At 66.0% G+C, this 15,583-nt stretch carries 9 protein-coding genes and 1 tRNA gene; 8 read left to right on the top strand and 2 right to left on the bottom strand.

Annotated elements, in window-relative coordinates; translation table 11 throughout:
• Window positions 1-120: 120 nt before the first annotated feature.
• From QP997_RS01745 to QP997_RS01730, 4 genes are all read left to right on the top strand, one after another.
• On the top strand, window positions 121-2,826 hold the full coding sequence (locus QP997_RS01745) for a YhgE/Pip domain-containing protein (RefSeq protein ID WP_284846020.1): 2,706 nt from the start codon (window positions 121-123) through the stop codon (window positions 2,824-2,826).
• Entirely contained in the window at window positions 2,826-5,057 is a 2,232-nt protein-coding gene (locus QP997_RS01740; RefSeq protein WP_284846019.1) for a YhgE/Pip domain-containing protein, read from the top strand. Before QP997_RS01745 ends, QP997_RS01740 begins: the two co-directional genes overlap by 1 nt.
• A gap of 560 nt (window positions 5,058-5,617) precedes the next feature.
• A tRNA-Ser gene (locus tag QP997_RS01735) sits at window positions 5,618-5,702 on the top strand.
• 301 nt (window positions 5,703-6,003) lie between these two features.
• Window positions 6,004-7,017, top strand: coding sequence for an NAD(P)H-quinone oxidoreductase (locus tag QP997_RS01730; protein WP_284846018.1), 1,014 nt, complete (start codon window positions 6,004-6,006; stop codon window positions 7,015-7,017).
• Window positions 7,018-7,044: 27 nt separating this feature from the next.
• On the opposite strand, the gene QP997_RS01725 is transcribed toward QP997_RS01730, so the two are convergent.
• On the bottom strand, window positions 7,045-8,436 hold the full coding sequence (locus tag QP997_RS01725) for an aminotransferase class V-fold PLP-dependent enzyme (RefSeq protein ID WP_502870421.1): 1,392 nt from the start codon (window positions 8,434-8,436) through the stop codon (window positions 7,045-7,047).
• 579 nt (window positions 8,437-9,015) lie between these two features.
• Here QP997_RS01725 and wzm point away from each other — a divergent pair.
• The 4 genes from wzm to glfT1 all read left to right on the top strand — a co-directional run bounded on the left by wzm (window position 9,016) and on the right by glfT1 (window position 14,067).
• The gene (wzm, locus tag QP997_RS01720; RefSeq protein WP_012361173.1) at window positions 9,016-9,882 is read left to right on the top strand and encodes a galactan export ABC transporter permease subunit Wzm/RfbD; all 867 of its coding nucleotides are present in this window, start codon (window positions 9,016-9,018) and stop codon (window positions 9,880-9,882) included.
• A gap of 41 nt (window positions 9,883-9,923) precedes the next feature.
• Window positions 9,924-10,718 carry a galactan export ABC transporter ATP-binding subunit Wzt/RfbE gene (wzt, locus tag QP997_RS01715; protein WP_284846017.1) on the top strand — a complete coding sequence of 265 codons (795 nt, stop codon included), beginning with the start codon at window positions 9,924-9,926 and terminating at the stop codon, window positions 10,716-10,718.
• Between the two features lie 602 nt (window positions 10,719-11,320).
• A complete protein-coding gene (locus tag QP997_RS01710; protein WP_246818010.1) occupies window positions 11,321-12,343 on the top strand; it encodes an endonuclease domain-containing protein in 1,023 nt (340 codons plus the stop codon).
• Window positions 12,344-13,029: 686 nt separating this feature from the next.
• On the top strand, window positions 13,030-14,067 hold the full coding sequence (glfT1, locus tag QP997_RS01705; protein WP_502870425.1) for a galactofuranosyltransferase GlfT1: 1,038 nt from the start codon (window positions 13,030-13,032) through the stop codon (window positions 14,065-14,067).
• A gap of 74 nt (window positions 14,068-14,141) precedes the next feature.
• On the opposite strand, the gene QP997_RS01700 is transcribed toward glfT1, so the two are convergent.
• On the bottom strand, window positions 14,142-15,583 hold a 1,442-nt coding region (locus tag QP997_RS01700; RefSeq protein ID WP_284846015.1), incomplete at its 5' end, for a heavy metal translocating P-type ATPase.

Genomic DNA, 15,583 nt, shown 5'->3' with positions numbered 1-15,583 from the left:
CAGCTGAAGCAATACTGAATATTTGCCCGCCCAACGCATTTCTCCAGCGCTTGGCGCGACGATCTTTCCTTCACCGGCCAGCAGCGAGTGCTCAACAGCTTCAGAAAATGGTACGGTCACGTGGTGAACACCGCCTGGAAGATCTTTATTCGAGACCTCAAGCGTCTCGTGAGCGTCCGTAAAGTGTGGGTCATTCTCATCGGAGTCATGATCACTCCCGCGCTTTACTCCTGGGTGAACGTCGCAGCTTTCTGGGACCCCTACGGCAACACCGAAAACATCAAGGTCGCCGTCGTCAACGAAGATCGCGGCGCGTCATCGCCGCTCACGGGGTCGCTGAACATCGGCAACGAAGTCGTCGCCGAGCTCAAAGAAAACGACGAGCTCGGCTGGCAATTCATGTCCAAATCCGAAGCCGACCACGCCCTCGCCCGTGGCGACGTTTTCAGCAGCATCGAGATCCCTGACCGTTTCTCCCGGGATCTCCTCTCCACCTTTCAGGGAACCTATAGTCAGCCGCAGCTGATCTACCGGCCGAACGAGAAGCTCAGCGCCGTCGCCCCATTGATCACCGATGCGGGAGCATCCGCGATCAACGACCAGATCACGAGCTCCTTCAAAAAGCAGCTGGGCGAGACGGCGTCCAAGAAGGTCCGGGAAGAGGGCAACAGCATCTCCGGTCGGCTCGACAACAGCAAGAACAAGGCCGTCACCGGGCTGGACGAAACCCTCGCAACATTGGACAAGGGCCAGCAGTCTTTGGACAAGATGAAGGGTCGCGTGGCTGGTGCCCGCCCCACCATCGCTGCCACCAAGGATGCGCTGAACTCCGCTCACGGCACCCTTGAGGACGCCAAGTCCACCCTCGCGGAGGTCGATAAGTCCGTCGCGATCGTGCAGCGCATGGTCGCGGACTTCTCCGACTCCGCTGGCGACGCCTACGCCCAGGGCACCTCCGCCCTGGCCGAGGGCACGGCCGCCGCGAACTCCTCGGTCGCCGCGGTCAGCGGCGCCGCCGAGCAGGCCGGCCGGCAGATCGCCGGCGCCAGCGAGCAGACCACCCAGCTCGTCGACCTCGGGGACCGTAATATCGCGCAGCTCCGCGACCTGATGGGCGCCGCGGGCGTGAGCCCGACCATCGCTGGTCAGCTCAACGCCACCATCGACGACCTGCAGCGCAGCAACGACGCCAACCGCCAGCTGCTCGCAGACCTCAACGCTGCGGGCAAGAGCACCAGTGAGACCGCCAAGGTGCTGCGGGATAGCTCCGAGGAGCTGACTCAGGCCGCAGCCGCCGCGCGAGAGTCCGCGAAGGGCCTGAACAGCACCACGGGCGACACCCTGCCCAAGCTCAACCGTGCGATCAACCGGCTGAGCGCGGCCACGGGTTCCTTCTCCGGGTCCTTGAGCTCCCAGCAGGCGCTGCTCAAGGAGGCCTCGAACGTCCTGGACGGCGTGGATCGGCAGATCGGCGCCACGACCGACGTCATCGATGACTTCAAGGGCAACCTCAGCAGCCTGCGGGACGGGGTCGAGAACGCGAAGACGGACGTCCTGGCCCTGCGCCTCGGCGACGGCGAGGCCTTCCGCACGGTCCGCGGGCTGAACTCCGAGGACATCGGGCAGTTCATGGCCACCCCGGCCACGCTGGTCAACGAGCCAATGTACCCGGTGAAAAGCTACGGCTCCGGAATGGCCGCCCTGTTCACGAACCTGACGCTGTGGATCGGCGCGTTCGTGATGGTCGTCATCTTCCGCGTGGAGGTGGACACCGAGGACCTGGGTAAAAGGGCCCGCCGCGTGAGTGTCAGCCAGGCCTTCTGGGGACGCTTCCTGCTGCTCGCAGCCTTCGTGGTGGGCCAGGCCGTGATCGTATCCATCGGTAACCTGCTGATCGGCGTGCAGACCGTCAGCCCAACGCTGTACACGCTCACGAATGTGCTGGTCGGGCTGGGATACCTCGGGGTGATCTACGGGCTTGTCTCCGCGCTGGGTCACATCGGCCGTGGCCTGGCGGTGGGTATGGCGTTCATCCAGATCCCGGGTGCGTCCGGGCTCTACCCCATCGAGATGACGCCCGACTTCTTCAAGATCGTGCACCCCTTGCTGCCGATGACCTACGGCATCGACGCCGCCCGCGAAACCATCGGCGGCTTCTACGGCTCCCACTACTGGCAGGCACTCGGGGTGCTGGGGCTGATGTCCCTGGCCTTCCTGTTCGTGGGCATGGTCGCCCGACGACGCCTGTCGCACGTGAACCTGATCCTGAACCAGCAGCTCGCCCGTTCCGGCCTGCTGGTCTCCGACAAGGTTCAGGTGGTCGGTTCCGGCTACCGGATGGCGGATGTCATCCACGCGCTGAACAACCACGAGCAATTCAACGAGTTCACCGAGGAGCGCACAGCAAAGGTGCTGCGGGATACGCCGAAGCAAATCGGCCGAACGGCCATCATCGGGCTGATCGGGCTCGCGGTGCTGGGCGTGGTCAACGCCGTCTTGGACACCGAGCGTGCCTTGATCTTCGCGATCGGCATCGCCTGGGCGCTGCTGATCATCTTCATCATCGGCGCGCGGGAGTACACCGGCCAGAGCTACCTGCACGCCCAGGAGCTGGGTGACCTGGATAGCGATGAGCTGCAGTACGTTGCCGCCACCCAGGCGGCCGGGTCCAAGGAATATACCTTTGATGATGAGCACGAAGAACACCTCGCGCGCGCCCACGCCGAGAAGGCCGGGGGTGGCGATGCGGCCGCCGACGGTGGCGAGGGTGCCGGTGGAGATAGCGGCGGCAACAGTGACGTCGAGAAGCAGGAGGGCGAGAACTAATGAGCAAGATCCGCGAAATCCTGCGCCACGACCTGCGGTCTGCCCGCAAGAACGTCATCACCATGATTGTGCTTTTCGGGCTCACCGTGGTTCCGCTGGTATTCACCGTGTTCAACGTGCTCGCCAGCTGGAACCCCTTCGACAACACCGACGAGCTCAAGATCGCGGTGAGCAGCGAGGACGAGGGCCACGACACCGACCTGGCCCAGGTGAACCTCAACCTGGGCGAGCAGGTGCTGGCCCAGCTGAGCCTGAATAAACAGATCGACTGGACCATCACCAGCAAGGAGGACGCCCTCGAAGGCGCCCGCTCCGGCGAGTACTACGCCAGCATCGTGCTGCCACCGAGTTTCTCCAAGGATCTGATGACCTTCTACATCGCCGGCACCGAACCCACGGAGCTGACGATGTACACAAACCAGAAGAAGAACTCGCTGGCCCCGATGATCACCGAGCAGGCGGCCACCGGCGCGATCGACCAGATCAACGAGTCCTTCTCTGAGGTCGTCAACAACGTCGGCCTGGGGCTGGTCAAGGACCTGAACAAGGTCCTCACGGAAGGGGACACGAAGGCTGTTCTCGACCGGATGGAAGCCAGCGTCGACGGGGTGGCCCGCCAGCTGCGGCAGGGCAGCAACTCCGTGTCCTCGCTGTCCTCCCTGGTGGAGTCCACGATCCCCCTGGCGCAGAGCGCCGAGCGCATCACTGACTCTGCTGGCGCCCAGATGGACGCCCTCAACCTGGGCGGAACTGGCGGCTCCGGTGGCTCTGGCGGGGCTTCCGGCGCGAGCGACGAGGCGCTGGCCAACCTGGGCCGGACCTTCGCCGGGGCGGCGTCGTCCCTGAGTGAGTCCCTGCAGGCCACCAGCGACAGCTACACCGCGGTGGGCAACAGCATCGACCGCGTCTTCGGGCGCGCGAACAGCAGCCCGGAGGCCTCCGCGAACGAGCTGGACCGGATGGCCGACCGCTTCGACGCGCAGCTGGGCGGGCTAAACGACCTGCGCAACACGCTGGAGACCCGCGTGGCCCCAGCGCTGCCGATCACCGCGAAGCCCGCGTACCACCGGGTACTGAGCAACATCGACGAATCCATCGCGCGGGCCACCGAGCTGCGGGACACGTTCCGGCGGTCCGCCAAGGACCTGCGCTCCGGGAAGACGTCCATGGAGCAGGCACGCAAGGACAGTAAGTCCGCGATCGCGACCGCCGTGGCTGCCGTCGATAAGGCCAAGAACAGCTACGCGAACGACCTGCAGCCCCAGCTGGCAAAGCTGGGAGACTCCGTGCAGCAGCTCAGCCAGAGCGTGAAGGGCGTGAAGGCGGACCTGCAGCGGGCGAAGGGCACGCTCGGGGACGCGTCGCTCGCGGACTCGCTGGGGTCGATGCAGGCAACCACCGCGGAGCTGTCGGAGAAGCTGAACCAGCGCGCGGGTGACGCGGACAAGCTGGCCAAGGAGATCAAGCGGGCCGGTGAGACGGGTGACCTCTCCCGGCTGGCACGGATGATCGGCAACGACCCGAGCCTGCTGGCGCAGCACATGGCCAACCCCACGGCAGTGAAGCGGGAGCCGTTGAACGAGGTGAATAGCTTCGGTACGGGCATGACCCCGCTGTACGGCTCGCTGGCCCTGTGGGTTGGCGCGCTGATCACCTCCGTGGTGGTGCACACCCGCATCTCCGAGCACGGGGATGAAACGGAGGAGGCGCTCGACACGGAGCGCTACAGCCGCGCGCAGGCCTACCTGGGCCGGTTCGGGATCTTCGCGTTGATTGGCACGGTTCAGAGCCTGCTGATGGCGGCCGGGTTGATCTTCTTCGTGGGTATCGAGCCCGCGCACCCGTTCCTGTTCACGCTGGCCTGCTGGCTGAGCTCCATGGTGTTCATGCTGGTGGTGTACACGCTGGTGATCTCCTTCGGTAACGCGGGTAAGGCGCTGGGCGTGCTGCTGCTGGTGTTCCAGGTCTCGGGTGCGGGTGGCGCGTATCCGCTTGAGCTGCTGCCTGGCTGGTTCCAGTCCATGAGCCCATTCCTGCCAGCGACGTACGCGATCCGGGCGTTCCGCTCCTCCATCGCGGGGACCTACCAGGGCGATTACTGGCTGGACATCCTGGGGCTGCTGGTGTTTATCCTGCCGGCGCTGCTGCTGGGTCTGGTGCTGCGCAAGGGGCTGGACGGTTACAACCGGCGCATGGACGAGGGCATCGCGGAATCGAAGGTCCTGGCCTAGGGCGAGCTCGTGCTCGTTTGCTGGCCGGCCTCAGCGTCGCCTGGCCGCGGGACTGGTTTCGGCGGGCCCGTAGCGTTTGGCCCAGCGAGTAGCGTTTTGGGCCGTCGCGTGTCAGGTTTTGCCCGATACGTGACACAGCACAGCCCAAAACCAGTCATGCCCCGGGATGGCCCCAAGCCCGCACGCCGCTCACCCACTTGACCCGGGCCCAGCGCCGGCCTGCCGGATGAGCAAGAAGCGTTTTGGGCCGTAGCGTGTCAGGTTTTGCCCGATACGTGACACAGCACAGCCCAAAACCGGTAAGAGTCACCAAGTTGGCCCCGAGCCCGCACGCCGCTCACCCGCTTGGCCCGAGCCCGCGCGCCCGCCTGCCGAGTGAGCAAGAAGCGTTTTGGGCCGTAGCGTGTCAGGTTTTGCCCAATATGCGACACGGCACAGCCCAAAACCGGTAAGCGTCACCAAGGTGGACTCCTCCAGCACGACCCGACGCCCCGATGGGCCAGGCGTGGCACAGTTCCGTGTGCGGTTTAAAGGGGCACCGGGTAAGCTAACCCGCGCACGGAAGTATGGCAGAGCGGCCGAATGCACTGGTCTTGAAAACCAGCGATGGGCAACCATCCGGGGGTTCAAATCCCTCTACTTCCGCTGATGGAGATCCCCAGGTAGCACCAGCTACCTGGGGATGTTCGCATCCCCCGTTTCTTTGAGCTTCGCCGTCCAGTCCAGCACCCAAAACGCCTGGTCAGCGCGGGAACATTCGATCAGCGTGCGAAATGCAACCCAACGCTCAAGGGAGCCGACACTTGCAGACGGTCGCCACCGCTGACGCAAGATTGGGCAAAAATTGGGCAATTAGCGGGCACAAACTGGCACGCGCACCTAGCCAGCACAAGGGCATCGACGGAATCCGGGGCCCGTGTCTGCAGCCGTTGCTAGGCTGGGCGCCATGACTTCCACCAGCACAAACACCGCCCACGCCATCATCCAAACCGACCCGAAGGACCCCAGCTCCCTCGAGTGGCAGGCCATCGACAAGCCTCAGCCCGCCGAGGGCGAGGCCCTGATCCGCATCCACTACGCCGGGCTCAACCGTGCCGACACCCTGCAGGCCCAGGGGCACTACCCGCCACCAAAGGGCGTGACGGAGACGATCGGTTTGGAGGCCGCCGGCGTCGTCGAAAATCCGAACGGTACCACGAAGCCGGACGGCACCCCCTGGCAGGAGGGCGAGGAGGTCGCCGTCCTGCTCAGCGGTGGCGGTTACGCCACGCACGCGGCCGTCCCCGCAGGTCAGCTAATGCCGATCCCGAAGGGTTACAGCCTCGCGGAGGCCGCCAGCGTCGTGGAGGTCGCGTGCACCGTGTGGTCGAATGTCGCGGACATCGCGGGGCTGCGCGAAGGCGAGCGCGCTCTGTTCCACGGCGGCGGCGGGGGCATCGGCCTCTTCGCCACGCAGTACGCCCATGCCATCGGCGCGAAGGTCGCGGTAACCGCAGGCAGCCAGGCGAAGCTCGACGTGTGCCGCCGCTACGGCGCGGACACGCTGATCAACTACAAGGAAGAGGACTTCGCGGAGGTGCTGCGGGAGCTCGGCGGCGCGGACGTCATCCTCGACATCATCGGCGCGAAATACCTGGACTCCAACGTCAAGGCCCTGGCGATGGACGGCCGCATGGTGATCATCGGCATGCAGGGCGGGGTGAAGGGCGAGCTCAACATCGCCCGCCTGCTCAACAAGCGCGGCACGATCTCCGCGACGGGGCTGCGCTACCGCGACGCAGAGGATAAGGCCCGCATCGTGCGCGGCACGCTCGAGGAGATGTGGCCCCTGCTCGAAAGCGGGAAGATCAGCCACCACATCGACCGCACCGTCCCCATTCAGGACGCCGCCGCGGCCCACCAGGCACTGTTGGCAGGCGAGGTCACCGGCAAGGTGGTCTTCGAGGTCCCGCAGGACTAGGGCCCCCTCACCCAAGCCGGGCTGCGGCTAGCGCAGGCTCGCGACCGCGCGGAGCAGGCGATTCACATCGCCGACCGTGTTGTGCACGCTCAGCCCCACGCACACCGCTCCCGTGCTGGACTCGAAAACCCCCATCTGCTCCAGCAGCTCCGAATCACCCGGGGGAATCACACTGGTGACCACACCCTGCGCAAACAAGCGGGCGTGCACCGCCTCCGCCGGCACCCCATCGATGAAGAAGCTCAAGCGAGGGATGCGCTCCACCGAGTCGTAGTCGAAGTGCTCCTCATACTCCCCCTCCAGGCCGATGACATGCGCGCCCGGCAGACCGTGCAGCCCATCAACCAGCATCCGGGCCAGGCCGTGCACATAGTCCTCCGCCAGGGGAAGCCCACCACGCAAGCGACGTCGACGCGTCCCCTGCAGGGAGTCCCCCTCCGCATCGGACGCCAGGTCCGCCAGGTGATCCACCGCCGCGGACACCCCTCCGAGCAGACCCTCGCTCAATCCGCCCAGCTCCAGCCACTCGCGGGCGCGCTCCACCGACGGGTGCACCGCACCGCGCAGCGCGAGACCACCCGGGCCGGGGGCGACGTCCTTATGAGCACCGAAACGGGCCGCCGCGCGGGCGCGGGACTGGCGCGGCGGGTGCGGGAACAGCTCCCCCATCAGCTCCACCGACCGGAAGACCAGCGCACCGATCGACGGACCGCCGATGGTCGCGACGTCCAGCGCCAGGACGTCCGCGCCCAGGTCAGCGATATCGATCACGTGGAACGGGGCGACGGCGTTCGCGTCGACGACGAAGATGCCGTCCGACTTCGCGTGCACGGTCCAGCCGATCGCGGCGACGTCCGTGACCGTGCCGACGTGCTCATTCGCGGCTGCCACCGCGACGACCGCAGTCTCCGGGCTGACCAGCTCCGTGTACTGCCAGGCGGGGAGGACGCCCGTGGACAGGTCGGCCTCCGCCCAGCGGACGTCCGCGCCGTAGAGGTCGGCGGCGCGCAGCCATGGGTCGATGTTCGCACCGTCGTCGACGCGGGAGAGGACGACCTGGCGGCCCAGGCGCAGGCGGTGAGACAGGCTCTCCGCGAGCTGGCTGATCAGCTGCGTGCGCGAGCTGCCCAGGATCACATGCTCCGGGCGGGCGCCGACCAGGTCAGCGATCGCGACACGGGCGGACTTGATGTGGCTTTCGCCGATACGCGTGCCAGGGCTCGCGGCGCGGCTGTGCTCCCCGTGGTTTTCCTCAATCGGGGCGGCCAGCGGGGCGGAACGGAAGGCGCGCGAAACCGCCCCAGAGACGCGCTCGGGTAGCTGAGGGTCCGTCGCTGCGTTCATATAGACCCAGCCGTCGGAAAGGGAGGTGTACAGACCACGCACCCTGGGGTTGTCGAACCGTGCGTTGTCGAACAAGCCATCTCCCTTCCTGGAAAAACTACTGGCGCCGGCGTGAGCCGGGGTGCCGGTGGGGCCGTGGTGCCGACGTCTCTAGCAACACCGTGACCCCACGGCGCTCGCGGCGCGGCGTCACCGGGCAACGACGCCGGACGCTGGCACCGCGCGTTGGCACCGAGCGGAACCAGGCGCTGACGTCCTAAGGTCCTGGCGGCTGGCACCGGACGCTGGCGCCGAGCTCTGACACCGACCGGAACCAGGCGCTGACGTCGTAGCAAACCAGCGACCATCGGCACCGGCGTGAAACCGCAGGCCAACCGCATCCGCGGCGACCCGGGCTCCGTCACGCCAAAACAATACCAGCGCCACCTGACAACGTCCGCCCCAGAAGCCGAGGGCGATCCGGCCTGAACCCGAGAGTTGCTCCGCCCCCGCCTCAGGAGCGGCACCGCGGGCTCACGGCCACCACAACCGCGATTCCGCTGCGCACAAAGCGCAAACTGCAGCGTGACACGCGTCGCAACATCAGAGGCCACGCGGGCAGCCCCGGCGCGCTTGAGCGACCGTGTCCGCACCTCCTACTAGAATGCGATACTCATGACAGACCTCAGCAGGATCACCGCAACCCACGACGGCGACATCCCAGCCTCGCGCTCGCAAACCTTCGCCGCCGCCTGGGACGATCTCACACGGGGATTCCAGCAGCGTGAGCTCTGGCTCGCCCTCGGCTGGCAGGACATCAAGCAGCGCTACCGCCGCTCCGTCCTGGGCCCCCTGTGGATCACCATCGCCACCGGCGTGATGGCCGCCGCCCTGGGCCTGCTGTACTCCCAGCTCTTCGGCATCGACGTGGCCGTTTTCCTGCCGCACGTCGCCGTCGGCCTCATCATGTGGGGTTTCATCGCCGGTTGCATCAAGGAAGGCGCGGAGGTCTTCATCTCCAACGAAGGCCTGATCAAACAGCTACCCTCCGCCCTATCCGTGCACGTCTACCGGCTCGTGTGGCGGCAGTTCCTCTTCCTGCTGCACAACCTCGTGATCTGGCTGGCACTGCTCGCGATCTTCCGCATCCCCGTCGGGTGGGAGGTGCTCCTGGCAGTGCCGGGGCTCGCGCTGCTCATCATCAACGGCGTGTGGGTGACCATGTTCTTCGGTATCGTCGCGACCCGTTTCCGCGACGTCGCCCCGTTGCTCGACTCCCTCGTCCAGCTGGCCTTTTATATGACGCCAATCGTGTGGACCGCACAAACCCTCACCGATCAAGGTGGTGCGGTCGCCGAGCGGGCGGCGCTGGCCAAGCTCAACCCGCTGTACCACTACCTGGAGATCGTGCGCGGGCCGATGATCAACGTGCCAGTCGAGGCGTCCTCCTGGTACATCGTGATCGCCATGACCGTGGTGGGCCTGGGTCTTGCCCTGCTGGCCATGCGGAAGTGGCGCTTCCGGGTTAGCTACTGGGTGTAACAAGGCGAACGGGTTGGCGTCCTAAAAAAGAAAGAAAAAGAATGAAGCAGCAAGTCAGCATCGACACCTACAACGCCTGCGTGGATTTCCCGATCTTCGACGCGAAGACCAGGTCGCTGAAGCACACGTTCCTGGGTGCGGCCGGTGGCGCGATCGGGCGGAACGAGTCCAACACCGTGATGGTGGAGGCTCTGAAGGACATCAACCTGCACCTGCAGGACGGCGACCGCGTGGGCCTGGTCGGGCACAACGGTGCGGGTAAGTCCACGCTGCTGCGGTTGCTGTCCGGGATTTACGAGCCAACACGGGGGTCCGCCGTGGTGCGCGGGCGCGTGGCGCCGGTGTTCGACCTGGGGGTGGGCATGGACCCGGAGATCTCCGGCTACGAGAACATCATTATCCGCGGGCTGTTCCTGGGGCAGACGCGCAAGGCGATGCACCGGAAGATGGATGAGATCGCGGAGTTCTCGGAGCTGGGGGATTACCTCGCGATGCCGCTGCGGACGTACTCCACCGGTATGCGCATCCGTTTGGCGCTGGGCGTGGTGACCAGCATCGATCCGGAGATTCTGCTGCTCGACGAGGGCATCGGGGCCGTGGATGCGGCGTTCATGGCGAAGGCGCGGTCGCGGCTGGTTGAGATGGTGAAGCGCTCGGGCATCCTGGTGTTCGCTTCGCACTCCAATGAGTTCCTGGCGCAGCTGTGCGATAGCGCGCTGTGGATTGACCACGGTGAGATTCGTCAGGCTGGGCCGGTGGATGAGGTCGTGGAGGCTTACGAGGGGCCCGAGGCCGGGCAGCACGTGCGCAACGTCCTGCGCGACTTGGGGCGGTAGCCGGGCCGGTTACCGGGGATTGCTGGGGCGAGAGCTTGGGCTTGGTCCCGGGGTGGCTGGGCTACCGCCGGTTTTGGGCCGTGCCATGTCACAAAACAGGCCAAACCTGACACGTGACGGCCCAAAACGGGGGCGCACCTGCCCGTGTTAGCGGGAGCAGCCATGATGGCAGCCCTTGACCCCGCCTTGGCATCCACCGCTGGTTTTCGGCTGTCTTGGGGCAAACGCCGGTTTTGGGCCGTGGCGTGTCAAAAAACCGGCAGAACGTGACACGTGACGGCCCAAAACTGCATTCATCTGCCCGGACCGGGAACCAAAGCGCCCGCCGGATTGTCTAATAGCTAAGAAACCAACAGCAATTCACTTCGACTGGCCCGACACTCAGGGGCTACCAGGGGACATCACTGAGCGGATATCGCTGCGGGGGATTCACTGGCGCTCTAGCCGGAGTGCTACGCCCGGGGAGCGAACACGTGGGGACAGCCAGGCAAGCGCACGTGGGGAGTGAGACAGCCTGGCGAGCGCGCCCTGCTCACCACGCGCGATAGCCGCGCACCTGGTCGGCGGGCTGCCCGGCGAAAGAAACGGGGGGACCAATGCTATTGCCGAGCAACTTCACGAACCGCAGGTACCAGGAGGTGCCCCACACCTGGAAACAGCTGCAAGAGCTTGGGGTTACCCGCACCATGCTCCATCGATACTTCGAGCCGTGCACCTTTAAGACTTGGCTCGCGAAGCCACCCGAAATTCTTCGCGCTCTGGAACTGGCCCAAACCGCGAAGCAACGAGCTGCGATTCTCGAGCGCCACGCCAGCCGCCCTCCGCTGGAGTTTCCGCACGATGTTCGGGTTCGCGGGCATTTCATGGCTCATCCATCCTGGATCGCAGGCGGGATCTCTGCCCTGGCGATACAGGGATTTCCGTACTTCCACGAGGGTCAGCCGGCTCAGATGATCACACCGAGCTCGCGGAAAAGCGCACAGCACCCAAGACAAGCTCGACGAAGCACGGTGAAGGTGTCATTCGAGCCCATCATTCGTCACGACAGACTCCTGCCGAACCTACCGCTGGCTCCGCTACCGATCGCGGCCAGTCAGTTCCTAACTAGCATCTGCCAGCAAAAACACACCTGGTACAGCGCCCAGCTTCCCCGCATCAAACCCAGCCATCTCCGCATCGTTCAAGGAGCCGACGCCCTGTGCACCTTCACAAATCTCACTCCAGCTGAACTTATCGCCCAGGTCAACGATGTGCTCCCCGTCTCCCGCGAGGTGCAACAGGTAGTGCTGAAGCATGGTGCGCTCGGTGCTGACTCCCCACCCGAGACGTGGCTGCGTCTTCTTCTCAAACCTGTGCTGCCAGATCTGGAGGTCCAGGTGCGGATTGCGGACGCAGACGGCCCCATTGCGACTGCTGATCTTGGCTCGTGGGAAACCCGACTCATGATTTTCTATGACGGCGCGTATCACTCGTCGTCCGACCAGCGCGAATGGGATACCGAAGTGAATACACGCCTGACCGCCCTTGGCCTCACCCCGTTGAGGCTGAGCGCCCGAAGCATGCGCGATCCAGAGCGAGTGCTGGACCGGGTGCGCGCCATCATCCGCCACAAGTCTCGAGGCTGAGGTTCCCGGCCCGGTTTTGGGCCGTGCCGTGCCACAAAACGAACAAAACCTGACACGCTACAGCCCAAAACCGGAACAGGGAGCCGGGCACGCGCAGCCCGGCGCGCATCGCCAGGGGATGGGGCACGTACGGGCACACGGTTGGGAACACGGGAGAAACGCATGGCCGGGTGCGCGCAAACGCGGTTTTGGGCCGTGCCGTGCCACAAAACAAACAAAACCTGACACGATACAGCCCAAAACCGGGTGCGGGTGGGGTGGAGCGCAACCGGGTGAAGTGCAAGGAGCACGGGCTCATGCTCGGCCCCACGCCAGGGCAGGGGCGCGGGCACGCGCCAGCCCGGCGCGCATCGCCAGAGGCCTCACGCAGACCGGGTAAAGTAGCACCCATGAAACGCGCGCTCCGAGGACTCAAAAACGCTGCCACCAGCACTATCGCCCGCATCACCGGCTCCCAGGGCACCATCAACACCACCGACCAATCCTCGGACACCACCACCGCCGGCCCGCACACCGCGCACTCACACGCCGGCCCGCACGCCCCGAACACCACCGCCGGCCCGCACACCCCGGCCGCGACTCACACCGCACCCAACCCGGGGCGCTATGCCATCGACCCGCGCGGCACCATCGCCGCCGTGATCGTCACCCACAACCGCGTTGACCTGCTGGAACGCAGTCTCGACATGGTGGCCAAGCAGACCCGTCGTCCTGACTGGGTCATCGTCGTGGACAACGGCGCCGACCCCGCGGTCGAAACCCTGGTCCACGCGAAGCTCGGCGGTGAGCCGCAGTCCCGCCGCGCGTCCGCTGAGATCGCCGCCCGCCGTTTCGCGGAGATCCAGACCGTCGGGGCCGCCATCACGAAGGCCTCCGACGAGGCTGCCAACGACGTCCCGACCACCGGCGCCGCCACCAACAACGACGACGACACGACGTCAACGTCCGCGCCCAGCTCCGGCGCGTCCGGTTCCGCCGGCGACGTCCCCCAGCGACGTCCCCGCCCGATGTACCTGCCCAGCCGCACGAACCTGGGCGGTGGGGGCGGCTTCGCCCTCGGCTTCCTCGCGGCACTGGCCCTGGGCGCGGACGCCATCTGGTGCGCCGACGACGACGGCCGCCCCGCCGACGAGAACGTCCTCGCCACTCTGCTGGACGTCGCCGAACGCGAGCAGCTCGCGCAGGTATCTCCGCTGGTCACGAACATCAACAACCCAGATCGCCTGGCGTTCCCGCTGCGCCAGGGGCTGACGTGGCGCCGCCGCGTATCCGAGCTGGAGGGGGATTTCCTGCCGGGCATCGCGAGCCTCTTCAACGGTGCGCTGATTTCCGCCCGCGCGATGGAGATCATCGGCGTGCCGGATTATCGGCTGTTCATCCGCGGCGACGAGGTCGAATACCACCGCCGCATCGTCCGCAGCGGCCTACGCTTCGGCACGAGCCTGACCTGTGCTTATGCGCACCCAGATGGTTCGGAGGAGTTCAAGCCGATCCTCGGCGGGCGCATGCACACGCAGTACCCGGACGGCGAGTTCAAGCGCTACTTCACGTACCGTAACCGCGGTTACCTCATGTCGCAGCCGGGCATGCGGCGGTTGCTGCCGCAGGAGTACGCGCGCTTCGCGTGGTTCTTCCTGGTCCAGAGGAAGGACGTCGCCGGCTTCCGCGAGTGGCTCCAGCTGCACACTTTGGGCCGCCAGGAGCGCTTCGAGCGCCCGGAGTAGCAGGGCTGAAGCCCAGAGGAAACTGGTCCAAGCCTCGACCGGCCCAGAAAGGGCCGGCCCCCGCCCAGCGGGCCTTAGGTCCGCACGGGTCGCAGCAGCGTCATGGCGATCACAATGACCAGCAGCACGCTCGCCTCGTGGACCAGCATGCCCACCGCCATGGTCACGCCACCGAGGAACACTCCCAGCAGCAGGACCAGCACCGTTGCCAGCGCGATGAAGATGTTCACCCGCATGGTGCGTGCGGTGCGCTTGGCCAGGATCAGCGACTGAGGAAGCCTCGTGAGCCGATCGGCCATGAGCGCGATATCCGCGGTCTCGATGGTTGCCGGCGACCCGGCCGCGCCCATCGCCACGCCAATCTCGGCGGTGGCTAGCGCGGGCATGTCATTCACGCCGTCGCCCAACATCGCCACGGTGTGGCCCTCAGACTGCAGCCCGCGGACCACGTCCACCTTCGTCTCGGGCAGCATGCCTGCGTGGAACTCATCGATGCCCAGCTCGGCGGCGACGTTGCGCGCCACCGGTTCGGCATCACCCGTTGCCATGACGACCTTCACCCCGGCCTTGTGGAGTGCCTCCACCGCAGGCCGCGCTTCCGGCCGTACCTCGTCAGCCACGGCCACCACGCCGGCTGGCGCACCGTCCACGCCAACGATCATCGCGGTCTTGCCCTGCTCGTTGAGCTCGGCCACCGCTGCCAGGGCGGCATTAACGCCGCTCGCCGCATCATCCAGCAGCTCGGCAGTGCCCACGGACACTCGGCCGACACCCGGCACGGTTGCTGTGATCCCCTGGGCCACCACCGGATCGGCGTCCTGAATATCAGCGACGAATCCGGCCTCACGCACGCTCCGGTCCACCGCGCCTTCCACAATGGCGGCGGCCAGGGGGTGCTCGGAGGCGCTCTCCACGTCCGCGGCAATCTGGAGGATTTCCTTTTCCGACCAGCGCGAACCCGGCAGGGTGCGCACATCGGTCAGCGCCGGGCGGCCAAGGGTCAGCGTGCCCGTCTTGTCGACGACCACGGCGTCCACCTTCGCGGCCTGCTCCAGGTACTCGCCACCCTTGATGAGAATGCCGTCGCGGGCCGCGCGCCCGATACCGGCCACGATGGACACCGGGATACTGATGACGAGCGCGCCTGGGCAGCCGATGACCAGCAGGGTCAGGGCGAGCTCCGTGTTGCGGGTGATCAGGCCGACCAGAATCGCGCCGATCATGACGGCCGGCGTGTACCAGCGGCTGAATTTCTCCAGGAAGGTCTGGGTTTTCGCGCGGTCATCCTGGGCGTTCTCGACGCGGTGAATGATCTTGGCCAGGGTGGTATCCGAGCCGATGTCCACAGCCTCGACGCGCAGCGCGCCGCTGCGCAGCCAGGTGCCGGCGAAGACCTGGTCGCCGTCCTTCTTCTCTGCGGGGATGGATTCGCCCGTGATGGCTCTGTTGCAAAAATCGTGAAGCTTGAGCATGCTTGGCGGAGATTGGACGGACGGAACGATGACGGATTTCAAGT

Source organism: Corynebacterium sp. MSK039 (assembly GCF_030232315.1).
Lineage (GTDB): Bacteria > Actinomycetota > Actinomycetes > Mycobacteriales > Mycobacteriaceae > Corynebacterium.
This window is presented reverse-complemented; position numbering and strand designations above follow the sequence as displayed.